Origin of the sequence: Methylobacterium planeticum, assembly GCF_008806345.1 — a bacterium.
Lineage (GTDB): Bacteria > Pseudomonadota > Alphaproteobacteria > Rhizobiales > Beijerinckiaceae > Methylobacterium > Methylobacterium planeticum.
On sequence record NZ_VZZJ01000002.1, the window covers coordinates 264649 to 286526 of the forward strand.

Sequence of the window (21878 nt, forward strand, 5' to 3'; positions counted from 1 at the left end):
CTGCTCCTAGCGCCCCGCGCGGCTGAGCTGATCGAACAGGCCGCCGCTGTCGAAGTTCTTCTTCTGGATCTCGTCCCAGTTGCCTTGGAGATCCTCGATCTTGAACAGCTTAACGTCCGGGAGCTGGGCCAGATCCGCGGGCGCCGCCGCCTCGCGCTTGAGCGGACGGTAATGGTGCTTGGCGAAGATCGCCTGCGCCTTGTCCGAGTACAGGAAGGCGAGGTAGGCCTCGGCCTGCTTGCGGGTGCCCTTGCGGTCGACATTGGCATCGACGAGGGCGACCGGCGGCTCGGCGTAGATCGAGGTCGGCGGCACCACGACGTCGAACTTGTCGCGCCCGAACTCCTCGAACACGAGGTAGGCCTCGTTCTCCCAGGTCGGCAGCACGTCGCCGAGGCCGCGCTGCGCGAAGGTGATGGTGGAGCCGCGCGCGCCGGTGTCGAGGACCGGCACCTGCTTGTAGATCTGGCCCACGAAGGTGTTGGCCTTCTCGGTGTCCTTGTCCTTGTTGTAGGCGTAGCCCCAGGCGGCGAGGAAGTTCCAGCGCCCGCCCGCCGAGGTCTTCGGGTTCGGGGTGATCACCTTCACGTCCGGCTTCACGAGGTCGTCCCAGTCCTTGACGCCCTTCGGGTTGCCCTTGCGCACGAGGAACACCACCGTCGAGGTGTAGGGCAGGCCCTGGTTCGGCTGCTTCGCGCGCCAATCCGCCGGGATCTTCTTCGTCAGCCGCGCGATCGCGTCGATGTCGGAGGGGATCCCGAGGGTCACCACGTCCGCGTCGACGCCGTCGATCACCGTGCGGGCCTGCGCGCCCGAGCCGCCATGCGAGGCGCGCACCGTCACGGTCTCGCCGGTCTTGGCCTTCCACTCCTCGGCGAAGGCCGCGTTGATGTCGCGGTAGAGTTCCCGCGTCGGATCGTAGGACACGTTCAGGAGCGCGCTGTCGGCTGAGGCCGGAGACGCGAGCGGGAGCGCGGTGAGGGCGGTCGCGGCGAGGCAGGCGGCGACCCGGAGGCTCGGGAGGAGGCCCGTCCGCCCAGGGCGCCGGCTCCGCGTCAGGCTGTGCTCGCTCACGTCTGTCTACTCCGCCACAATGGTCCGAGACGGGAGGCACGGCCCGGCCGCTCCTCCGCGGCCCCGGTTGTCGTTCGTTTTAAAGAACGTTGTCAAGCGAGCTGGGCCGAAGCCCGAGTCCCGCTTTGCCGCATACGTAGCACGAGTTGCGTCCGAGACCGGATAGGTCAGGGCGATGCAAAAAGATTATTCCTTTCAACGCCTGGAGACAGAGAAGGATCGCATTGTTTCGGAGGAGTTCTTTAGAAAGAACGTTCTGGCGATCACGAAGCGGTGCTGCCCGGAATGCGTCCGGCGCGGACGGGGGCCCGCGCCATGACATGGCCACCTCGGGCGCGGAGAACGGGCTCGTGCGGGGTGGGACCGAAGAATCAGGCCTTCAGGTATCCGGCTGCCGCCAGGTCGGCCGCGATGGTCTCGGCGAGCCGCGCCTGCAGCCGGTCGTCGGGCGCGTGGTCGGGCTGCGGCGCCGGAATCGTCCGGAGGGCGGGCCCCGACCCGCGCGGAGCGGGCGTCGGCGCGGCGGATTCCGCCGAGCGCAGGAACCCGAGGCCGAGCAGGCTCGAGGCTGCCAGAATCGCGTCGCCGATCGACGTCACCATCGCCGTCCCCTTCGGTCGCCGGAGCCGTCCGGCATCATGAACGAAACCTTAACCGAATTGCGGCGGTTCCGGGGGCGGGGCGCCGCGCCCGCATTCCGCGTCCCGGTGTGGCGCGGAGGTCGCGTGGCGCCCCTGCATCGCCGTCAACCTTGTCGCGCGATCGAGCCCCGGCGGGGCCTCAAAACACGGGCGCGGGGCCCGGCTTGCGGCTAGAAGGCGGCGGCGCGCAGAGCGCCCCAGGATCCCCAGGCCAGACACCCCGCCATGACCGTGATCGCCCTCGTCCTCGCCGGCAACCTGATGCTCGCCGGCCTGTTCTCCCTCGTCGCCGTCGCCCTCGACTGAACCGTCCGTCCGCAACGCGAAACGCCCGGCCGGCGGGTGCCGGTCCGGGCGTTTCGCGTGGGGGACCCGGCGTCGGGCGGCGCGTCAGGATTTGCGCGGATCGAGCCGGGCGAGCAGCGCTTCGAGGCGGGCCCCGACCGGGGCGGACAGGGTCTCGGCGTAGAGAGCCTGCAGGCTGCGGCCGAGATGCCGGCGCACGCTCGGGCTCAGGGGCGCGACGGTCGGCGTCTCCGCCCTCCGGTCCATCTGCAGCTTCGGCGTCGCCATCGGAACCTCACGCGGTCGAGGGCTCATGGTGGCGTCCGCGTGGTTAAGGAACGGTGAGCGCGGCGGAACAAACCGTCGGGGAATGCTGTGGATTACGTTGACCGTATTTCCCAGTAACCTGCCTCTTCACCCAAACACCGCGGTCGGCCTGAAGCGCTGCGTCGCGAATACTGGCGTGATTTCGGGAGAATTTTCGAGGATCTCGGCGTGACGCCACGGATCGTCATCATTGAGAACGGGTCCGGAATCGCTCGGACGCCGGCGGGCCGGCCCGATCTTCTGACGCGCCGGTGGTGATGCGCAGGCGCGCGTCCCGACGCCCGCATCGACCGGGCCCCGGTCCCGGCGGAGGCCACCCGAGGCCTTAATCGGCCCAGCGCGGCGCGCGCTTCTGCAGGAAGGCGTCGATGCCCTCGGCCGCATCGTCGAGCATCATGTTCCGGGTCATCACCCCGGCCGCGTAGGCGTAGGCCGCCTCGAGATCGAGCGCGCCCTGGGCCGCGAAGGCTGCCTTGCCGAGGGCGAGCACGCGGCGGGACTTGGCGGCGATCCGCTCGGCCATGGCCCGGGCCGCCCCTTCCAGCTCCGTCCCCGGGACCACCCGGTTGACGAGGCCGATGCGGTGCGCCTCGGCGGCATCGATCGGCTCGCCGAGGAGCAGCATCTCGAGGGCCGCCTTGCGCCCCACCGCCCGCGAGAGCGCGACCATCGGCGTCGAGCAGAACAGCCCGATCTGGACGCCGGGGGTGGCGAAGCGCGCGTCCGCGGCACAGAGGGCGAGGTCGCAGGTCGCCACGAGCTGGCAGCCCGCCGCGGTGGCGATGCCGTGGACCTGCGCGATCACGGGCTGGGGCAGGCGGGTGATCGTCAGCATCAGCCGCGAGCAGGCCCGGAACACCGCCTCCACCGCCGCCGGCCCCGCGCCCCGCATCTCCTTGAGGTCGTGCCCGGCGCAGAAGGCCGGCCCGGCGCCCCGGAGGATCACGGCCCGGACGCCGGACTCGGCCGCGATGGCGTCGAAGGCGTCCTGCAGGGCCGCCATCAGGGCCATCGAGAGGGCGTTGCGGGCCTCGCCCCGGTTGAGCGTCAGGGTGGCGATGCCGTCGCGCTCCTCCCGCAGGAGGAGCGCGGGGGCAGGCACGGCGGAGATCTGGGCGGCGGGCATCGGGGCGGCTCCTCTGCGCGGGTTGGGCGCCCGCATTCCCCCTGAGACCTAGCACGCCGCGTCCGCGGCGGGACGCCCCGGGCCGTGGCGGGGGCAAGGTACGGTTGCGCGCAAGCCTTCTCGATTGCCGGCGCGGCGCCCCGGCCTCAAGCTCGGGCTTGGCCGCCTCACGCTCAGGCTCGGCCGATCCGCGCCGGTGAGGGGAGAGGCAGTTCATGGCCGCGCTGAGCCCGAAAGCCTATCTCGACCTCTCGAACTGGACCTATTTCAGCGGCATGCCGACGTCCGGCTCCCTGGGGGACGGGCTGACGGCGTTCCCGGTCGCGGCGAACCACTATGATTCGCGCAACGACTACGACGCATTCCGCAAGGCCTCCGGCTTCTACGGCGCGGCCTACGCGTCCGGGACGGGGACCGACAGGACCATCCTGATCGGCTTCGAGGGGACCAATCTCGGCATCCTGCCCCAGCAGCCGGAATTCGCCGTGGCGCAGATCTTCGCGGACCTCGCGCTCTACAAGGGCGAGCTGCCCCAGGCCCTCTCGGACGCCCTCGCCTTCACCCGATCCGTCATCGCCACGGCGGAGAGCCAGGGCATCCCGCGGGCGAACATCGTCATCACCGGGCACTCCCTCGGCGCGGCCGAGGCCGAGTACGTCGCGGCCCAGACCGGGCTCACGGGCATCACCTACGGGACTCCCGGGCTCTCGACGGATTTCGTGCCGCCGGGCGCCAGCGGGCTGCTCACCAACTACGTCGAGCGGGGCGATCCGGTCGGGAACTACGCCAACGGCTTTCCCCTGCCGGTCGAGACGTTCTTCCTCTATAGCGACCGGATCGCGCATTACGGCTCGGTGCGCTACCTCGGCGACATCGCGGAGGCGGCGCCGCTCGTGGCGGCCGGCCTCGCCTACGCCGATCCGGACCTGCGCCCCGAGGCGCTGGCGACCTTCGCGGTCCAGGCCGCCCTGTTCCACCGGCTCTCGGCCTACAGGGAGGACCTGTTCCCGAACCAGCCGGGCGTGGCCGGGCCCGCCTGGATGGACAGCTACACGGGCGCCGATTACCTGCGCATCGTCTCGGGCGTCCTCGGCGACGGCAAGCCCCTGGTCGACGACGTCTTCTACTACGTGGCCAATCCCGACGTGTTCGAGGCCCGGGTCGAGCCGGAGGCGCATTACGCGGCCTCGGGCTGGCGGGAGGGGCGGGACCCGAACGCCTACTTCTCGACGGTCGGCTACCTGGCGGCGCAGGGCGACGTGCGGGCGGCCGGGCTCGACCCCCTGGCGCATTACGACGCGAACGGCTGGCGGGAGGGCCGCGACCCCGGCGCCAACTTCGACAACGAGCTCTACCTCCGGGCCAACCCGGACGTGCGGGCGGCGGGCCTCGATCCCCTCGCGCATTTCCTGCAATCCGGACAGGCCGAGGGGCGCCAGGCCTACGCGGCGATCGGCCGGGCCGCCGACATCGGCGGGGCCTTCGACCCGGAATTCTACCTCCTCGCCAACCCGGACGTGGCCAGGGCGGCCATTGCGGCGGGCGGCGACGCCGAGGCCTTCGCGCTCCGGCATTTCGCCGATCACGGCTGGCGGGAGGGCCGCGACCCGAACGCCCTGTTCGACACCTCGGCGTATCTGGCCGAGAACCCCGACGTGGCGCGGGCCGGGATCAATCCCTTGACGCATTACGACACGATCGGCTTCCGGGAGGGCCGGGACCCCTCCGCGGCCTTCGACACGTCGGCGTATCTGGCGGCCTATGCCGACGTCGCCCGGGCGGGGCTCGACCCGCTCCAGCACTACCTGCAATTCGGGGCGCTCGAGGGGCGCAGCACCTTCGCGGGGGCGTGAGTCCCGGACGCCACCCGCCGCGCCCGGGACGGTCTGGGGAGCCCGGCCGGCCGGAATCGTTTCGCGCGGACCCGCACGCCAGGGGGTCGATCACTCGCCCAGGACGACGCCCTCGAAGAGGTGGCGCCCGAGGGGATCCATGCGGAAGCCGCCGACGCCGCGGCGCAGCGCCATGTGGACGACGGTGTGGGCGAGGGGCGCCCAGGGCGCCTCCCGCAGCATGATCGCCTGCCCCCGGACGTAGAGCGCCCGGCGGGCCGGCGCATCGGCGGTGCGCCGCGCCGCCTGGATCAGGGCGTCGTATTCGGGATCGCACCAGCGGGCGAGGTTCGCCCCGCCGGGGGCCGCCGCCTTGCAGCCCAGCAGCACGTTGAGGAAGTTGTCCGGGTCGCCGTTGTCGCCGGTCCAGCCGTACAGCATCGCCTGCGGCACGCCCCCGTAGAGGGCGGCCCGATAGGCGCTCCAGGGCTCGGTGACGAGGCGCGCCCGGATGCCGACGCGGGCGAGGTCGGCCTGGATCATGTCGGCGACGCGCCGGCCGTCCGGATTGTAGGGCCGGCTCACCGGCGGGTACCAGAGGTCGGTCTCGAAGCCCTCGGGGTGGCCGGCCTCCGCGAGCAGCCGCAGGGCCTCGGCCCGGTCGTAGGCGATCTCGGGCAGGTCCGCGTCGGCGGCCCAGAGGCCGGGGGGCAGGGGGCCGCGCGCCGCGAGGCCGGCCACCCCGTAGGCGCCCTCCACGATGGCGCGCCGGTCGATCGCCAGGTTGATGGCTCGGCGCACCCGGACGTCGTCGTAGGGGGGCTTGCGGGTGTTGAGGGCGAGGTAGGAGACGTTGAGCTCGGCCTTGGCGTCGAGGATCAGGTTCGGGTCGGCCTCGATCCGGGCGAGGTCCGTCGGCGCCGGGAAGGCCATGACGTGGCACTCGCCGGCCTTGAGCTTGGCGAGCCGCACCGCCGGGTTCGGGGTGATCGAGAAGACGAGGCCGTCGATCGGCGCGAGGCCGGGCTGTGCCGCCTCGGGCCGGCGCCAATACGGCTCGAAGGCCCGGTAGCGCACGGTGATGTCGGGTTTGTAGCCGGCGAACACGAAGGGGCCCGTGCCGATCGGCTCCTGCGCCAGGGCGTCCTTCGCGCCGGTCTCCGCGAGGGCCTCGGCGTACTCGGCCGATTGGATCGACGCGAAGGCCTGGGCGAGGTTCGCCAGGAAGGTCGCGTCGGGCTCCTTCAGGCGGAAGCGCACCGTTCGGGGATCGGGCGCGTCGATCGCCTCGATCAGGTCGGCGAGGCCGAGGTCGCGGAAATAGGCGAAGCCGCCCTGTCCGTGGAACGGGTGGTCGGGCTTCCACTGGCGCAGGAACGAGAACAGCACGTCGTCGGCGTCGAGCGGGCGCCGCGGTCGGAAGCGCGCGTTCTCGTGGAAGCGCACCCCCTCGCGCAGGGTGAAGTCGTAGGTCCGCCCGTCCTCCGACACCCGCCAGGATTCGGCCAGGGCGGGCCGGATCACGGTCGAGCCCGGGGCGAACTCCACCAGCGTGTTGAACATCTGCCAGGTCGCGTTCATGGCCGTCGTGGTGGTCACCCGGGCGGGATCGAGGGATTCCGGGTTGCCCTCCGAGCAGAACACCAGGGTCTTGGCCGAGGCAGGCCCGGGCAGGGCCGCCGGAACGGCCGCGAGGATCGCCGCGAAGGCGAGCCGGGCCGGGCGCCCGGGACGGCGCGTCGTCCGCCGCCGCATCATCCGGCCACCGAGGCGAGCGCCGGGCGCTCCGCCGCCCGGATCGCGGCCGGGAACTCGACGCGCAGGCAGGTGCCCTCCCCGGGCCGGCTCGTGACCGTGATGCGGCCGCCGAGCTTGGCGGTGACGAGGTTGTGGACGATGTGCATGCCGAGCCCCGTGCTGCCGCGCGAGCGGGCGGTGGTGAAGAACGGGTCGAAGATCCGCTCCAGGTTCTCGGGCGGGATGCCGCGCCCGTCATCGGCGATCTCGAGGCGGATCAAGCCGGCGCCGGCCTCGGACACGCTCACCCGGATCGTGCCGGGCCGGCCCGCCGCGAAGCCGTGCACCACCGCGTTGGTGATGCCGTTCGTCACCACCTGCGCCAGCGCCCCCGGATTGGTGTCGACCGTGAGCGGCGGGCAGGTCCGGGCGATGCCGTGGCCGCCCTGGCGCAGGAGGGGCTTCAGGCTCGCCAGCAGCTCGTCGAGCCAGGTGTCGAGGGCGAAGCGGCGCTGCTCGTCGCTGACCCGGTCGACCGCCACCTGCTTGAAGCCGTGGACGAGGTCGGCCGCCCGCGCCAGATTGGTGCAGAGCAGGGCCGCCCCCTCCTGCACCCGCTCGACGTAGTGGGTCAGGCGCGAGCGCGAGAGCTGGCCGGAGGCGAGCGTCGCCTGGAAGGCGCCGGTCTCGTCGCGCACCACCGTGGCGGTGGTGAGCGCGAGGCCGAGCGGGGTGTTGATCTCGTGGGCGACGCCGGCCACGAGCTGGCCGAGGGAGGCGAGCTTCTCGGCCCGGATCAGGTCGGCCTGGGCCTGGCGCAGGTCGAGGAGGGCGGCGTCGGCCTGGTCCTTGGCGCGCCGCAGCGCCTGCTCGCGCCGGGCGATCTCGGTGACGAAGAAGTTGGTGGCGCGGGCGATGTCGCCGAGCTCGTCGCCCCGGCGCAGGCCGCTCACCAGCCCGCCCGCCGGGTTGGCCGCGAGCGCGATCATGTCCCCCTGGAGCTGGCGCAGCGGCGTCGTGATGGCGCGCGCCACCGCCAGCGCCACCAGGGTGCCGATGAGCAGCCCCGCCGCCGCCCCCGCGAGCAGGATCTGCCGGATCGAGGCACCGAAGCGCTCGGCATCGCCCACGAAGGCGTCGTTGAGGTTCTGGGCGCTGGCGCTCATGGCGGCGGCGAGGCCGTCCATGTCGGCGAGCATCTCGGTCTGGCGCCGCAGCCCGTCGAGGGTGGTGGTCAGGCGCTTGCGCCAGCCGTCGACCGCGTCGATCATCTCGGCCTGGATCAGGGGCGAGATCGGCAGGGCGGCGGTCTTGGCGGAGAGCCGCTCGCCCTCCGCCAGCATCGCCCGGGCGGCGGAGGCGTCGCGGCGCACCAGGGCGTCGGCGGTGCGCTGCCCGAGCCGGAGCGTCGTCACCGCGATGTTCTGCGTCGCCTGCTCGGTCTCGTTGGCCTCGATCGCGTAGGTGAGGAGCTGCGCCACCTCCTCGTGCAGGGTGCGCTGCCCCGAGGAATCGATCTTGAGCAGGCGCTCGCCCCAGGCCGCGAGGCCGGGCGCGGCCCCGCTCGCCTCGGCGGCGGCGAGCCCCTCGAGCTCGCCGGCCTCGCGCCCGCGCCCCTGCGCCCGCAGGGCGGCGGCAAGGCCCCGGGCCGCCTCGCGCAGGCGCGCCACGTCGCGGGCGAATTCGAGGGGCGGCGCGCTCTCGCGGCGCGCCCGGTCGAGGGCGATCTCGGCGGCGCTCGCCCGCATGTCGTTGATCCCGGCGAGCACGTCGCGGGTGGCGCTCAGGCGCTGCACCTTCTCGCTGAGCGAGCGCACGAGGTCGGCGTTCGAGGCCTGCTGGCGCAGGCGCGCCCGGTCGGCGAGCTCGATCAGGCGCCCGGCCCGGGTCGCCATCTCGGCGATCAGCCCGTCATTCTCGCGGGTGACGCGGATGAAGGCCCGCATCCGGGCGACGTAGCGGTCGAGGGCGCCCTTGGCGGAGGCGATGCGGGCGGTCTGGTCGGCGGTGCGCACGTAGGCCTTGAGGGCGTCGAGCCCGGTCCCGGCCTCCCCGGTGAGCGCCAGGAAGCGCTCCGCATGGGCCGCGCGGTCGCCGGCGCGCGCCTCGACGTAATCGTCCCGCACCATCCGGGCGAGCGCCAGGACGCGGTCGACCTGGCCGGCCACCACGGCGCCGCCGCGGGCGCGCTCCTCCTGCGCCAGGAGGAGCCAGCCCGCCAGCGCGATCGCGGCCGCGATCAGGATCGGGACGCCGCCGACGAGGAGGATCTTCCGGCCGACCCGCATCAAGGCTCCTCGCGCAACGCCCGACCGCCGCCCCGCCCGTTCCGGCGTGCCGATCCGGGCGCAGAGGCTGCGCCGGGCCTGCGGGCGAGACCCGGGCTGCGTCGCCGAGCCGTGACGCCAGTGTAAATCGTTCGCGGGAGCGGGCAAGCGCGCGCCGAAACCTCGATTCGTAAGCCGGTCTGCTCCGGCGCTGGACCCGGAACCTTGGGGCCGCGCGCTTTCGCGGCCTCAGGGCGTGACGAGGGTCTTGCGCGTGACCTTCGGCGACCCGCAGCGATCGGGACCTGGACCTTTCAGGTGGCGCGCGCCCTTGCCCGAAGACTTCGCGCCGGATCGATTCGGGTCGTCCTTGCTCGGGCCGAGCTTGTCGGCGCCGCGCGAGGACTGGCCGAGGGGTTTGCCGAGGTTTCTGCCGAGGTTCCTGCCGCTGCCCGGGGACGTGGCGCGGCCGGCCGGCGCGGTGGCCGCCGGTCCGGCGCCGAAGCGCACGGCCAGGCTCGGGCGGTCCGGCGCCGGCGCGGACCGCCCGTGCAGGATGTCGCGCAGGCGCGCGAGGCCGTCCGGGTCGGCGTTGAGGAAGTCTTCCGAGAAGTGGGACATGGTGAACGTCCGAATCCTGGGCGGGGCGCCGTCAGCCTGCGGCCGCGCCCGTTGCGGGCGGCCTCAGGAATTGCTTCGAATTGCGCCGACCTCGCCGATTGCGAGGATCCTCAGCGCTGCCCGGGCACCCGGACCGGCTGCGCCGGATCGCCGAGGGCGATGATCCGCACCGGACGGGCGCCGGACGCGGCCGTGCAGGCGGCCGGGACGTAGGGCCACGCGGCCTGCCGGCAGGCACCGGCCTCTGCGGGAAGTGCCGGCGCGGCGGCAGGCTGCGCGGTGGCAGAGGCCGCGGCGGCAGTCGCCGCGACGCCAGTCGCCGCGATCGCCGGAGCCTTGCCGGCGGCCGGCATCGCCAGGGTCAGGCCGGCGGCGAGGCCCGTCGCCAGGACGGCGCTGACGCAGCTCAGTGGAACGAAGATCGACATGACACACCCTCCCGGCTTCGTTGAGCCGTTCCCGACGCCCCGTCTAAGGGGCCTGCATGTCCGCAGTTTTGCGTCGCGCGTCACAGGATCCGGGGATCGGGCCCGAAATGTTGCGTCGCCGGCTCCCGACGCAACATGAGGCGCGGGGAGGCGGCGCCCGCTGAGGCAATTCGCCGAAGGGAGCGGGCGGGATGCGCCCTTGGTGGCGGTGGCGGCCTGATCTATCTCGGATTCCGATCGGAAGCGGCTCCGCAGAGGCCGCTCGCGAGAACGAGGAAACCGCCCAGGATGCGCCGCTTCATCACCCCCGCCCTCGGCCTCGCCGCAGGGCTCGCCGCCGCGCTGCCCGCGCAGGGCCAGATCCGCAACGCGCCGGCCCCCCGCGCGCTCGAATTCGCCGCCTACATCTTCGCGGCCTCGAATGTCTGCGGCTACCGCATCGGCACCGAGCAGTTCGACGCGCTCCTGGCCAAGCAGAACACCCGCTCGGAGGATGTCAGCCCGCGCGGCCCCTTCGGCGCCCGGGTCCAGACCATGTTCGCCCTGATGTCGAACCAGATGGCGCTCAACCGCGAGCAGGCCTGCCTGGCGGTGGCGGGCGAGTACGGCCCCGAGGGCAACGTCGCCAGGAACGTCCTGCTGCCGGCGGGCGCCGCGCCGCCCGCCCCCGACGGCTCGGCGGCCAAGCCCGCCGGCGAGGCGCCTCCAGCCAATGCGCCCGCCGGCGAGGCGCCTCTTGCCAACAAGCCCGCCGGCGAGGCGCCTCCTGCCAACAAGCCGCCGCAGTAGAAATCCGGCGCGGGCTCGGCCCGGCCGTCGGCGCCTGCTAAGACGGGCGCCGGAGAGCCCGCAGAGACGTCCACCCGCCAGGGACAGCCCCGATGCCCGAGCCCGACGCCCTCGAACCGTTCCGCACGCTCCTCGGCGCGGGGGGCGTGCTCACGGCGCCGGACATGCTGGCGCGCTACACCCTGGACCATCGCGAGCTGATGCGGGGCGAGACGCCGGCCGTCCTGCGGCCGCGCTCGGTCGAGGAGGTCCAGGGGCTGGTGCGGCTCGCGCGGCGGCACGGCTACGGCCTCGTGCCCCAGGGCGGCAATACCGGCTATGTCGGCGGCGCGACGCCGGAGCCCGGGCGGCACCAGCTCGTGGTCAGCCTCGAGCGCATGACCCGGATCCGCGCGGTCGATCCCCTCAACTTCACCCTCGCCTGCGATGCGGGCGCGATCCTGGCGGACGCGCAGGCGGCGGCGGCCGCGCAGGACCTGCTCCTGCCCCTCAGCCTCGGCTCGGAGGGCAGCTGCCGCCTCGGCGGCAATCTCGGCACCAATGCGGGCGGCCTGCAGGTGCTGCGCTACGGCATGACCCGCGACCTCGTCCTCGGGCTCGAGGTGGTGCTGGCGGACGGCAGCCTGTTCTCCGACATGCGCCACCTGCGCAAGAACAACATCGGCACCGATCCGAAGCAGGTCTTCATCGGTGCCGAGGGGACGCTCGGCATCGTCACCGGGGTGGTGCTGAAGCTGTGGCCGGCGCAGGGCTTCCGGGCGACCGCCTGGCTGCAGCTCGCCGAGGGCGCGCCGCTGCCCGAGATCGCCGCCCTGGTGCGCCGCGAGACCGCCGACCTCGCCACCACCTTCGAGCTGATCTCGGCCTCCTCCCTCGCCCTCGTGGCGGAGATGCGCGGCGCCCCGATCGGCCTGAGGACGGGCCCGGGCGGCGCGGTGCTCCTCGAGCTGCAGGCCTCCTCCGCCCGCATCCCCCTCGACGACGTGCTGATGGGGACCCTCGAGCTCCTGATGGAGCAGGGTTGGGTCGAGGACGCCATCCTGGCGCAATCCGAGGCGCAGCGGCGCGAGATGTGGACGATCCGCGAGACGATCCCGGAGGGCGAGAAGCACGCGGGCGGCTCGTTCAAGCACGACATCGCGGTGCCGGTCTCCCGGCTGACGGACTTCCTGGAGCAGGGCGGCCGGCTGCTGGCGGAGCGCCTGCCCGCGGTGCGCCTGTCCTTCTACGGCCATGTCGGCGACGGCAACATCCACTACAATCTCGTGGTGCCGAAGGGGCAGGACCGCCTCGCCTTCAGCCGCACGGTCGAGGCCGGCATCGCCCACGACCTCTACGCCATCGCCCTCGCGCTCGGCGGCAGCTTCAGCGCCGAGTACGGCATCGGCCGCTTCAAGCGCGACCTCCTCGCGCGCTACACCGACCCGACCCGCCGCGCCCTCATGGCCACGCTGAAGCGCGGCCTCGACCCGGACGGGGTGATGAATGCGGGGGCGATGCTGGGGGAGGAATAGGAGGGAGGGATCGCGAGAGTCCCGGCCGCGGGGCTCGGATCCGGGCCGCGCGGCCGGGGCCCCTCACGCCTGCGGCAGGTCCGGGGTGATGCCGAGGGCGTCGAGGCCCTCGTCGAGGAGGTCGCCGGCATCCGGGGAGCCCAGGAGCTCGTGCGCGGCGCCCTCGCCCGCGGCCTCGCGCTCGCGGGCGAAGCGGACGGCCTCGCCCCATTCCTCCGGCTCCATGTCGCCGCGCCCGACATAGAGCAGTGCCAGCAGGTCGGCGCGCTCGTCGTCGTTGAGGCCGGCGATCATGCCGCGCACCTCCTCCTCGGTGGCGTCGTCGGTGCCCGAGACGAGGACGTCGGTGGAGCCGTCGTCGATCGGGTTCGAGCCCGAATCCGGATCGGTCGCGCCTTCCTTCACGTCGATCGCCCGCAGCCGCAGGATGATCTCGGTGACCTTGTCGACGGCGATGTCCATGGGCGGCTCCTGATGCGTGTGGGCCGAACGGGCCCGGCGCACCGACAACACCTGAGGGCCGAAGCGGTTCGGCGGACCGCCCGCATCTTCGCCGGACCCGCGGTTCAGTAGGCATCGCGGGCGTCCCGGTCCTTTTCGCTGAGGGGGCGGCGCGCTAACTCGGCAGTCGTGTCGATTGCCCGTCCTGCCGCAGCCCGCCCCCGCCCGCCCCGCGTCGTCTCGGCGGGTCTCCTCCTCGGGATGGCGGCGCTCGTCCCCTCGGCCCGGGCGCAGGGGGACGCGGCGCCGACCTGCTTCCTCACCGGCGGCGGGGCCCTGGAGATCTGCCGCGGCGGGGGCGAGGCCGAGGGCGTGTTCTTCACGCCCCGTCCCTGCGAGTTCGCCGGCAACGTGCAGCTCCTGCGCCTCACCGGCGCGAAGGGCGCGCCGGGGCCGCTCCAGGCGGTGTACCAGGGCGAGACGCCGACCGAGGCCCGCCGCCGGGGCGAGTCCTGCGAGGCGCGGCGCGCGACGACCCCCCTCGACGGCGGCTCCGTGCGCTCAGGCCGCCTTCCCGAGCAGCTCGCCACCACGATGCCGCCGACCCGCCACCGGCTCTGGGAGATGGCCCGCGCGCTCACCCGTCCGGAAAGCCGCGCCGAGACCCGCGCCGAGCGTCGGCGCGGCAAGCGTGGAGGCGGGCGCGGCGAGACCGCGGCGCCCCCCGCGCCGGCGGTCGAGGGGATCGCGGCCCGCAACCCGATGGTGATCACCGGCCGCGACTGGGCCGGCGACGAGTATTACTACGTGTTCCTGCTCGCCACCGCGCCGACCGAGGGCGGCAACCGCCACGTGCTGATCCAGGCGCGCACCTACGATTTCGAGCGCTTCGACATCCGCAGCCGCGAGGACGCGGACAAGGCGGGCGCGGACAAGGCGGGCGGGGGCAGGGAGCCTCCGGGCCGGGCCGGGACCCCGGCGGCGGAAGCCCTCGTCTGGGCGCCCTTCATGCCGGAAACCGAGGACAGGCCCCGCCGCCGCGCCCGCGGGGGCGACAACCCGAGCCCGAGCGCCGTGCTCGACGCGGCGGGCCAGCCCGTTATCGCCAATTGCACCGGCCAGGGCTTCGACACCCACGGCCTCGTCGGCTCGATCAGCGTGGTCGATCAGGTCTACCACTACTTCTACACCGATGTGCTGCCGGCCGATTGCAACGAGCCGGTGCTGAAGCGGCGCCTCGGCCTCTACCTGCGCACCAGCCGCGACCTCGCGGGCGACCGGGTCTGGTCGGCCCCGCGCCTCGTGGCCGAGCCGCTGCCGGTCCAGAGCCTCGTGCGGGTCGCCAAGGCCAAGGGGATGGACCGCTGGGCCGTGTCCTACAGCTGCAGCCGCCCCGCCAACGCGCCGGGCGGGCCGGTCGCGGATCTCTGCGTGCAGTACACGCCCGACCTCTCGGTCGGCGCGCTCGCGGGCCTGACCTGGTACGCCGAGCCCGTGACGGCGATGCGCTCGCCGGCCTATCTCGGCCTGCGCTCGGGCGGCGACGGCAGCGGGCGCTTCGGGCGGGCCCAGCATTTCTGGATGACCGACCGCTACGGCAACCTCGACACCCCGGCGAGCTTCCCCGCCAAGGCCGGCTTCCTGACCTGGCTCGACCGCCTCGCCCCGGGCCAGGACGGCACCGGCGCCTCGACGGTGTTCGGCCGCCCGGTCTACTGGGGCACCTGGTCGGTGCGGCAGGTGGGCGCGAAGTGAGCCCGGCGCCGTCGACCGGGCCCGCCCCTGCTCTTGGCAGTCCCGCCCCGAGCCTGTACCCCACCGCCACGCAACCGGGTGAGAAGGCTTGAGGCATGCGGCTCGTCGTGGTGGGCGCCGACGGGCGCATGGGGCGGATGCTGATCCGTGCGGTGGCGGAATCCGAGGGCTGCACCCTGTCGGGGGCGATCGAGCGCGAGGGCTCGCCGGCGCTCGGGCAGGATGCCGGGACGCTCGCCGGGCTCCAGCCCCTCGGCGTCCCCGTCACGGACGATCCGCTGCCGGTCTTCGCCGCGGCCGAGGGCGTCCTCGACTTCACGACGCCCGCCGCCACCACGTTCTTCGCCGAACTCGCCGCGCAGGCCCGGATCGTGCACGTGGTCGGCACCACGGGCCTCGCGGAGGCCGACCTCCGGAAGCTCGCGGCGGCGGCCCACCACGCCCGCATCGTGCGCTCGGGCAACATGTCCCTCGGCGTGAACGTGCTGGCGGGCCTCGTGCGCAGGGTCGCGGCGGCGCTCGGCGAGGAGTTCGACATCGAGATCGTCGAGATGCACCACCGCATGAAGGTCGACGCCCCCTCCGGCACCGCGCTGCTCCTCGGGGAGGCGGCGGCCGAGGGGCGCGGCGTGAGCCTGCCCGAGGTCCGGGTCTCCACCCGCGACGGGCATACGGGGGCGCGCCGCCCCGGCGATATCGGCTTCGCCGCCCTGCGGGGCGGCACGGTGGTGGGCGACCACAGCGTCACCTTCGCGGGGCCGGGGGAGCGCATCACCCTCAGCCACCACGCCGAGGATCGCGGCATCTTCGCCCGGGGCGCCGTGCGGGCGGCGCAGTGGGCGTTCCCGCAGGCGCCGGGCCTCTACGGCATGACAGACGTGCTCGGCCTGTAACCGCCCCCAAGCTTGGGCGCCGGTCGAGGCTCTGCTAGAGCCGGCATCATCCGGCTCCCGGCCTCCGGCGCGAAGCCGTTCGGATCACACAAGGAATCGTCCCGATGGACCGCCTGCTCGTCCTCGCTCGCCACGGCCAGAGCGAGTGGAACCTGAAGAAGCTGTTCACCGGCTGGCGGGACCCGGACCTGACGGATCTCGGCGTCGAGGAGGCGCGCCAGGCCGGGCGCTGGCTCAAGGACCAGGGATACGGCTTCGACGTCGCCTTCACGTCGAACCTGAAGCGGGCGCAGCGCACCTGCTCGCTGATCCTCGGCGAGATGGACCTCTCCGACATCGAGGTGGTGCGCTCGCAGGCCCTGAACGAGCGCGATTACGGCGACCTCGCCGGGCTCAACAAGGACGATGCCCGCGACCGCTGGGGCGCCGAGCAGGTGCACCAATGGCGCCGCTCCTACGACGTGCCCCCGCCCGGCGGCGAGAGCCTCAAGGACACCGCCGCGCGGGTCCTGCCCTACTACATCGAGACCATCCTGCCCCGCGTGATGGGGGGGGACCGGGTCCTGATCGCCGCCCACGGCAACTCGCTGCGCGCCCTCGTGATGGTGCTCGACCGGATGACCCCCGCCACCATCGCGGGGCTCGAGATCGCCACCGGCATCCCGCTGGTCTACCGGCTCAAGGCCGACACCACCGTGCTGATGAAGACGGTGCTGGAGCGCGACATCGATCAGGAATGAGGGGCGCATGGCCGGGGCCGTCGCGCTCGCGCCGGGGCTGATCCACCATCCGGGCTGCCTCGATGCCGGCGCCCGCGCGGATCTCGCCCGGGAGCTCGCGACGGCGCTCGCGCTGGCGCCCCCCGTGACGCCCCGGATGCCGCGCACCGGCCGGCCGTTCTCCGTGCGGATGACGAATTGCGGCCCCCTCGGCTGGGTCTCGGACGAGGCCGGCTACCGCTACCAGCCGCACCATCCCGAGACCGGGGCGCCCTGGCCGGCGATCCCCCCGACCGCCCTCGCGGCCTGGGCGGCCCTGTCCGGCTACGAGGCCCCGCCGGAGGCCTGCCTCGTCAACCTCTACGCCCCGGGCGCCCGGATGGGCCTGCACCAGGACCGGGACGAGCGCGACCTCGCCGCGCCCGTCCTGTCCCTCTCCCTCGGGGCGCCGGCCCTGTTCCGCTACGGCGGCCTGCGGCGGGGCGACCCGACCCGCTCGGTGCGGCTCCGGCCGGGCGACGCGGTGGTGATCGGCGGGGCCGCGCGCCTGATCTTCCACGGGATCGACCGCATCCTCGCGCCGGAGTCCGACCTTCCGGGTCTGCTGGAGGCCGGCCGTCCCGATCCGCCGGAGGCCCTGCTGCCCGGCATCCTGCCCCCCGGCGGACGTTGCAATCTGACGCTGCGGCGCGTGAACCCGCCGCGGGGCGGGGCCCCCGCTTGACACCGGGCCGGGAGGCGCCGACCCATCGCAACGGAGGACGCCCCGCGGGGCGGCCGAACAAGCCCCCGGCGGAACCGGGGCTCACGCGGAGAACCTGTCCGATGCGGTTGCGTCACGCCCTGTCTCCCGTCGCGCGTCCGCTGGCGGCGCTCGGCCTCCTCGCCGCCCTGTCGGGGGCGGGGGCCGCGGGCGAGCCGATCTACCCCTCGGGCTCCCGCTTCGGCTTCGAGCCCCCCTCCGACATGGCGCCCTCGCGCCGCTTCGCGGGCTTCGAGCGCAAGGAGGGCGGCGCCACCGTCTCGGTGGTCGAGCTGCCGCCCTCGGCCTACGCGGATCTCGAGAAGAACTTCACGGACGAGAACCTGAAGAGCCAGGGCTTCGTGGTGGAGAAGCGCGAGCCGATCAAGGTCGGGGGCGCCGACGCGCTGCTCTATACCGGCGAGCAGCCGGCCGAGAGCACCGGCGGCCAGCCGATCCGCAAGTGGCTGCTGCTCGTGGGCGAGGTCAGCGTGACGGGCCTCGTCATCGCCCAGGCGCTCCCCGACGCGGAGACCGAGGAGACCATGCGCGGCATGGTGACGGGCCTCACCATCCGCCCGGCGCTCAGCCTCGACCAGCAGGTCGATGCCCTGCCGTTCCGCATCACCGACCCGGCGGGCTTCCGGCCGGTGCGGGTGCTCGCCGGCAACTCGGTGCTGCTGACGCAGGGGCCGAAGGACCAGATGTCGAACCTGGAGCAGCCGATCCTGGTGCTGGCCCAGGCGGTGCAGCCGCCGCCGAGCGCCGAGCAGCGCGACGGCTTCGCCCGCGCGGCGCTCTACGCCAACCAGACCATGAAGGATTTCGTGATCGAGCGCTCGCAGAGCTACCGGCAGAACGGCGTCGACTGGCACGAGATCGTGGCGCGCGCCACCGACCTTCCCTCGAACCAGCCGGTGGTGGTTTCCCAGACCATCCGCTTCGCCCCCGACGGCTACCTGCGGGCGGTCGGCGTGGTGCGGGAGGACCAGCGCGAGGGCACGCTCGCCAGGTTCCGCGAGGTCGTCGACAGCGTGCAGGTCAAGTGAGGGGCCCGAGCGCGGCCCGGTCTCGGATCCCCCGCCTCAGATCGCGCCGGCGAGGCGCAGCGCCAGCCCCGCCGCCGCGCAGGCCGCGAGCATCGCGATCATGCCGGCCCGGAAGCGGAACACCGCCAGGAGGGCGGCGAGGCTGAGCCCGAGGGCGAAGGGGTCGAGGCTCGACCACACGGGCAGGTCGAGCCGGCCCGGCCCGGCCGCCACCGGCCGGACCTCGGCGAAGATCGTGTGCAGGGCGAACCAGACCGCGAGGTTGAGGATGACGCCCACCACCGCCGCCGTCACGGCCGCGAGGGCGGCGGCGAGCGCCCGGTCGCCCCGCAGCCGCTCGACATAGGGCGCGCCGAGGAAGATCCAGAGGAAGCACGGCGCGAAGGTCACCCAGGTGGTGAGCAGCCCCCCGAGGGTGGCGGCCACGAGCGGCGGCAGCGACCCGGGCGCCCGGTAGGCGGCGAGGAAGCCCACGAACTGCGTCACCATGATCAGGGGGCCGGGCGTCGTCTCGGCGAGTCCGAGCCCGTCGAGCATCTCGCCGGGCCGGAGCCAGCCGTAATGCTCGACCGCCCGCTGGGCGACGTAGGCCAGGACCGCGTAGGCGCCCCCGAAGGTCACCATCGCCATCTGCGAGAAGAACAGCGCGATCTGCGCGAACACGTCGCCGGGCCCGAGCCAGAGGAGGATGAGGGCGACGGGGGCGAGCCAGGCCGTGCCCCAGAGCCCCAGCACCCGGAGCACGTGCCCGTGCGAGGCCTGCTCCTGCGGCAGCCCCTCGTCGCCGAGGAGGTAGGGCGCGCCATCCTCCGGCGCTACGGCGCCGTGGCCCCCGGCCTGGAACTGCGCCAGCCCGGCCCGGCCGCCGAGATAGCCGATCGACCCGGCGCCGAGGACGATCAGCGGGAAGGGCACGTCGAGGACGAAGATCGCCAGGAAGGAGGCCGCCGCGAGGGCGACCATGGCCCGGCTCCGCAGGGCCTTGCGGCCGATGCGCAGCACCGCCTGCGCGACGATGGCGAGCACCGCCGCCTTGAGGCCGAAGAGCAGGCCCGCCACCGCGCCGACCTGCCCGAGCAGAACGTAGACCCAGCTCAGGGCCATGATGGCGAGAAGGCCGGGCAGCACGAACAGGCCCCCGGCCAGGAGGCCGCCGCGGGTGCCGTGCATGAGCCAGCCGACATAGGTCGCGAGCTGCTGCGCCTCCGGCCCGGGCAGCAGGGTGCAGAAGTTGAGCGCGTGCAGGAAGCGGCTCTCGGAGATCCAGCGCCGCTCCTCGACGAGGATGCGGTGCATCACCGCGATCTGCCCGGCCGGGCCCCCGAACGAGAGGGCCGCGATGCGGGCCCAGACCGGCAGGGCCTCGCGCAGGCTCACGGCGGGCGGACGGGCCGCCGCCGCGGGCTCACGGGCGGGCGGACCGAGGACGGCGCCGGTCATGCGGGGACGCTCGCTGTCGTGGCGGGGCCGGCGCGCGGCGGCCCGGGGGGGAGAGGCCCCGCGCGCGGGGCCGGGATCAGGCGGCGACGCGGCCCTCGAGGGGGAAGACCTTGGCGGGGTTCATCAGCCAGGCCGGGTCGAACACGTTCTTGACCCGCATCTGCTGCTCGAGATCGGCCTGGGTGTACTGGAAGCGCATCAGCTCGCGCTTCTCGATGCCGACGCCGTGCTCCCCCGTGAGGCAGCCGCCGACCTCGACGCAGAGCTTCAGGATCTCGTCGCCGGCGGCCTCCGCCTTCTCCATCTCGCCCGGCTTGTTGATGTCGAACAGGATCAGCGGATGCAGGTTGCCGTCGCCGGCGTGGAAGACGTTGGCGACGCGCAGGCCGTGGCCGGCGCAGATCGCCCCGATCCGCTCCAGCACGTGGGCGAGCTGGCCCGTCGGGATGGTGCCGTCCATGCAGATGTAGTCCGAGATCCGGCCCGTCGCTCCGAAGGCCGACTTGCGGCCCTTCCAGATCGCGGCGCTCTCGGCCTCCGAGCGCGAGACCTTGAGGCTCGTCGGCCGGAAGCCCTCCGCGATCGCCGCGATGCGGCCGAGCATGTCGTCGATCTCGGCGTCCGAGCCCTCGACCTCGATGATCAGCATCGCCTCGGCGTCGCGCGGGTAGCCGGCCTGCGCGAAATCCTCGGTGATCAGGATCGCCTCGCGGTCCATGTACTCGATCGCCACCGGGATGATGCCGGCCGCGATGATGGCGGCGGTGCAGGCGCCCGCATCCTCCACCGAGGAGAAGCCGACGAGGGCCGGCCGCGCCCCCTCGGCGGCGCGCAGGATGCGCACGGTCGCCTCCGTGACGATGCCGAGCTGGCCCTCGGAGCCGCAGACGAGGCCGAGCAGGTCGTAGCCGCCGCTGTCGAGGTGGTCGCCGCCGATCTCCACCACGGTGCCGTCGTTCATCACCAGGGTGACGCCCAGCAGGTTGTTGGTGGTCACGCCGTATTTCAGGCAATGCGCCCCGCCCGAGTTCATCGCGATGTTGCCCGCGATGGTGCAGGCGAGCTGGCTCGACGGGTCGGGGGCGTAGAAGAAGCCCTCGTGGCTGACCGCGCCCGAGATGGCGAGGTTGGTGATGCCCGATTGCACCCGCGCGGTGCGGTTGGCGAAGTCGAGGTCGAGGACGCGGGTCATCTTGCCGACGCCGAGGATGACCGCATCCTCCTGCGCGATGGCGCCCCCGGCGAGCGAGGTGCCGGCGCCCCGCGGCACCACCCGCACGCCGTTGCGGTGGCAATAGGCCATCACGGCCGAGACCTCCTCGGTGGTCGAGGGCAGGACGACGGCGAGCGGCATCCGGCGGTAGGCGGTGAGCCCGTCCGTCTCGAAGGCGCGGCGCTCGTCCTCGCTGGTGATCAGCGCCTCGGCGGCGACGAGGGGGCGCAGGCCCGCGATGATCGGCTCGCGCCGGGCGACGATCTCGGGATCCGGAACCGGGAAGGCGATCGACATGGCGTTCTCCCAACGGACGGCTGCGGCCCGGGTTGTTCGTCGGCGGCGCTGCACGGGTTCCGGGCCCGGGACGGTGCCGCCTTCACCGTCCGCTCAGCTTCGCCCGGGCAGGATGCCGTTCGAAGCCCGGCGCTCCCGGCTTCGCATCTTTACCGCAAAGCCGCGTTCCGCGCACCCGGAACAGAATCGTGGCCTTGCGGCTTCCTTTCGTCGCGGGAGCCCTAAATGCGGAGCTGGCGTTGCCAGTCTCGATCTGTTCTAAACGTGAAGCTCGGCTATAAGCCAAGGCGGCTCACACCGCCCAATGGAGGAAATCTCATGCGTCACTTCATCCTCGGCGCGGCCCTCGCGCTGCTGCTGCCCGTCTCGGCCCAGGCCCAGGACGCGGCCGGCGGCGAGAAGGCCTTCGCGCCCTGCAAGGCCTGCCATGCCTTCGGCAAGAACGGCGTCGGGCCGGATCTGAAGGGCGTCGTCGGCCGCAAGGCGGGCACGCACGAGGGCTACAACTATTCCGCCGCCCTCAAGGGCTCGGGCCTGACCTGGGACGAGGCGAACCTGAAGGAGTGGCTCAAGGACCCGAAGGCCAAGGTCGCGGGGAACAAGATGGTCTATCCGGGCCTCAAGGACGACAAGAAGCTCGAGGACGTGATCGCCTACCTCAAGACCCAGTCGTAAGGGCATCCCGGCT

The 21878-nt window shown here is 73.2% G+C and carries 19 protein-coding genes and 1 pseudogene; 9 read left to right on the forward strand and 11 right to left on the reverse strand.

Going from position 1 to position 21878, the window contains the following annotated elements:
* Nucleotides 1-6 precede the first annotated feature (6 nt).
* The 4 genes from F6X51_RS03130 to F6X51_RS03145 all read right to left on the reverse strand — a co-directional run bounded on the left by F6X51_RS03130 (nucleotide 7) and on the right by F6X51_RS03145 (nucleotide 3453).
* The gene (locus F6X51_RS03130) at nucleotides 7-1074 is read right to left on the reverse strand and encodes a sulfate ABC transporter substrate-binding protein (protein WP_246696583.1); all 1068 of its coding nucleotides are present in this window, start codon (nucleotides 1072-1074) and stop codon (nucleotides 7-9) included.
* 371 nt (nucleotides 1075-1445) lie between these two features.
* Nucleotides 1446-1676, reverse strand: coding sequence for a hypothetical protein (locus F6X51_RS03135; RefSeq protein ID WP_150961744.1), 231 nt, complete (start codon nucleotides 1674-1676; stop codon nucleotides 1446-1448).
* A gap of 429 nt (nucleotides 1677-2105) precedes the next feature.
* Complete coding sequence (locus F6X51_RS03140) at nucleotides 2106-2288, reverse strand: NepR family anti-sigma factor (RefSeq protein WP_150961745.1); 183 nt, start codon at nucleotides 2286-2288, stop codon at nucleotides 2106-2108.
* Nucleotides 2289-2652: 364 nt separating this feature from the next.
* Nucleotides 2653-3453 (reverse strand): enoyl-CoA hydratase, encoded by an 801-nt coding sequence (locus F6X51_RS03145; RefSeq protein ID WP_150961746.1) that lies wholly within the window; start codon nucleotides 3451-3453, stop codon nucleotides 2653-2655.
* Between the two features lie 215 nt (nucleotides 3454-3668).
* On the opposite strand from F6X51_RS03145, the gene F6X51_RS03150 reads away from it, so the two are divergent.
* Entirely contained in the window at nucleotides 3669-5306 is a 1638-nt protein-coding gene (locus tag F6X51_RS03150) for an alpha/beta hydrolase family protein (protein WP_150961747.1), read from the forward strand.
* Nucleotides 5307-5396: 90 nt separating this feature from the next.
* Here F6X51_RS03150 and F6X51_RS03155 read toward each other — a convergent pair whose 3' ends face one another.
* The 4 genes from F6X51_RS03155 to F6X51_RS03170 form a co-directional block, all read right to left on the reverse strand.
* On the reverse strand, nucleotides 5397-7043 hold the full coding sequence (locus F6X51_RS03155; protein ID WP_246696584.1) for an ABC transporter substrate-binding protein: 1647 nt from the start codon (nucleotides 7041-7043) through the stop codon (nucleotides 5397-5399).
* Nucleotides 7040-9310, reverse strand: coding sequence for a sensor histidine kinase (locus tag F6X51_RS03160; protein WP_150961748.1), 2271 nt, complete (start codon nucleotides 9308-9310; stop codon nucleotides 7040-7042). The genes F6X51_RS03155 and F6X51_RS03160 overlap by 4 nt, the downstream gene beginning before the upstream one ends.
* 228 nt (nucleotides 9311-9538) lie before the next feature.
* A complete protein-coding gene (locus F6X51_RS03165) occupies nucleotides 9539-9910 on the reverse strand; it encodes a hypothetical protein (protein ID WP_150961749.1) in 372 nt (123 codons plus the stop codon).
* A gap of 110 nt (nucleotides 9911-10020) precedes the next feature.
* The gene (locus tag F6X51_RS03170) at nucleotides 10021-10338 is read right to left on the reverse strand and encodes a hypothetical protein (RefSeq protein WP_246696585.1); all 318 of its coding nucleotides are present in this window, start codon (nucleotides 10336-10338) and stop codon (nucleotides 10021-10023) included.
* 288 nt (nucleotides 10339-10626) lie between these two features.
* On the opposite strand from F6X51_RS03170, the pseudogene F6X51_RS03175 reads away from it, so the two are divergent.
* Both F6X51_RS03175 and F6X51_RS03180 read left to right on the forward strand, forming a co-directional pair.
* A pseudogene (locus tag F6X51_RS03175) lies at nucleotides 10627-11046 on the forward strand (hypothetical protein); the annotation flags it as partial.
* Between the two features lie 173 nt (nucleotides 11047-11219).
* Nucleotides 11220-12641 (forward strand): FAD-binding oxidoreductase, encoded by a 1422-nt coding sequence (locus F6X51_RS03180; protein ID WP_150961750.1) that lies wholly within the window; start codon nucleotides 11220-11222, stop codon nucleotides 12639-12641.
* 63 nt (nucleotides 12642-12704) lie between these two features.
* Here F6X51_RS03180 and F6X51_RS03185 read toward each other — a convergent pair whose 3' ends face one another.
* Nucleotides 12705-13103: a DUF3775 domain-containing protein gene (locus F6X51_RS03185; protein ID WP_150961751.1), complete on the reverse strand. Its 399-nt coding sequence runs from the start codon at nucleotides 13101-13103 to the stop codon at nucleotides 12705-12707.
* A gap of 240 nt (nucleotides 13104-13343) precedes the next feature.
* Here F6X51_RS03185 and F6X51_RS03190 point away from each other — a divergent pair, with 240 nt between their 5' ends.
* The 5 genes from F6X51_RS03190 (at nucleotide 13344) to F6X51_RS03210 (ending at nucleotide 18240) form a co-directional block, all read left to right on the forward strand.
* The gene (locus F6X51_RS03190) at nucleotides 13344-14837 is read left to right on the forward strand and encodes a hypothetical protein (protein ID WP_150961752.1); all 1494 of its coding nucleotides are present in this window, start codon (nucleotides 13344-13346) and stop codon (nucleotides 14835-14837) included.
* A gap of 95 nt (nucleotides 14838-14932) precedes the next feature.
* Complete coding sequence (gene dapB, locus F6X51_RS03195) at nucleotides 14933-15730, forward strand: 4-hydroxy-tetrahydrodipicolinate reductase (RefSeq protein WP_150961753.1); 798 nt, start codon at nucleotides 14933-14935, stop codon at nucleotides 15728-15730.
* 104 nt (nucleotides 15731-15834) lie between these two features.
* Nucleotides 15835-16470, forward strand: coding sequence for a 2,3-bisphosphoglycerate-dependent phosphoglycerate mutase (locus F6X51_RS03200; RefSeq protein WP_150961754.1), 636 nt, complete (start codon nucleotides 15835-15837; stop codon nucleotides 16468-16470).
* 7 nt (nucleotides 16471-16477) lie between these two features.
* Nucleotides 16478-17173: an alpha-ketoglutarate-dependent dioxygenase AlkB gene (locus F6X51_RS03205; RefSeq protein ID WP_150961755.1), complete on the forward strand. Its 696-nt coding sequence runs from the start codon at nucleotides 16478-16480 to the stop codon at nucleotides 17171-17173.
* Nucleotides 17174-17274: 101 nt separating this feature from the next.
* The gene (locus F6X51_RS03210) at nucleotides 17275-18240 is read left to right on the forward strand and encodes a hypothetical protein (protein ID WP_150961756.1); all 966 of its coding nucleotides are present in this window, start codon (nucleotides 17275-17277) and stop codon (nucleotides 18238-18240) included.
* A 36-nt stretch (nucleotides 18241-18276) separates the two neighbouring features.
* On the opposite strand, the gene chrA is transcribed toward F6X51_RS03210, so the two are convergent.
* Both chrA and F6X51_RS03220 read right to left on the reverse strand, forming a co-directional pair.
* Nucleotides 18277-19680: a chromate efflux transporter gene (chrA, locus tag F6X51_RS03215; RefSeq protein WP_150961757.1), complete on the reverse strand. Its 1404-nt coding sequence runs from the start codon at nucleotides 19678-19680 to the stop codon at nucleotides 18277-18279.
* Nucleotides 19681-19756: 76 nt separating this feature from the next.
* Nucleotides 19757-21190 (reverse strand): FAD-linked oxidase C-terminal domain-containing protein, encoded by a 1434-nt coding sequence (locus F6X51_RS03220; RefSeq protein WP_150961758.1) that lies wholly within the window; start codon nucleotides 21188-21190, stop codon nucleotides 19757-19759.
* Nucleotides 21191-21508: 318 nt separating this feature from the next.
* On the opposite strand from F6X51_RS03220, the gene F6X51_RS03225 reads away from it, so the two are divergent.
* On the forward strand, nucleotides 21509-21865 hold the full coding sequence (locus F6X51_RS03225) for a c-type cytochrome (RefSeq protein WP_150961759.1): 357 nt from the start codon (nucleotides 21509-21511) through the stop codon (nucleotides 21863-21865).
* Nucleotides 21866-21878: the final 13 nt, after the last annotated feature.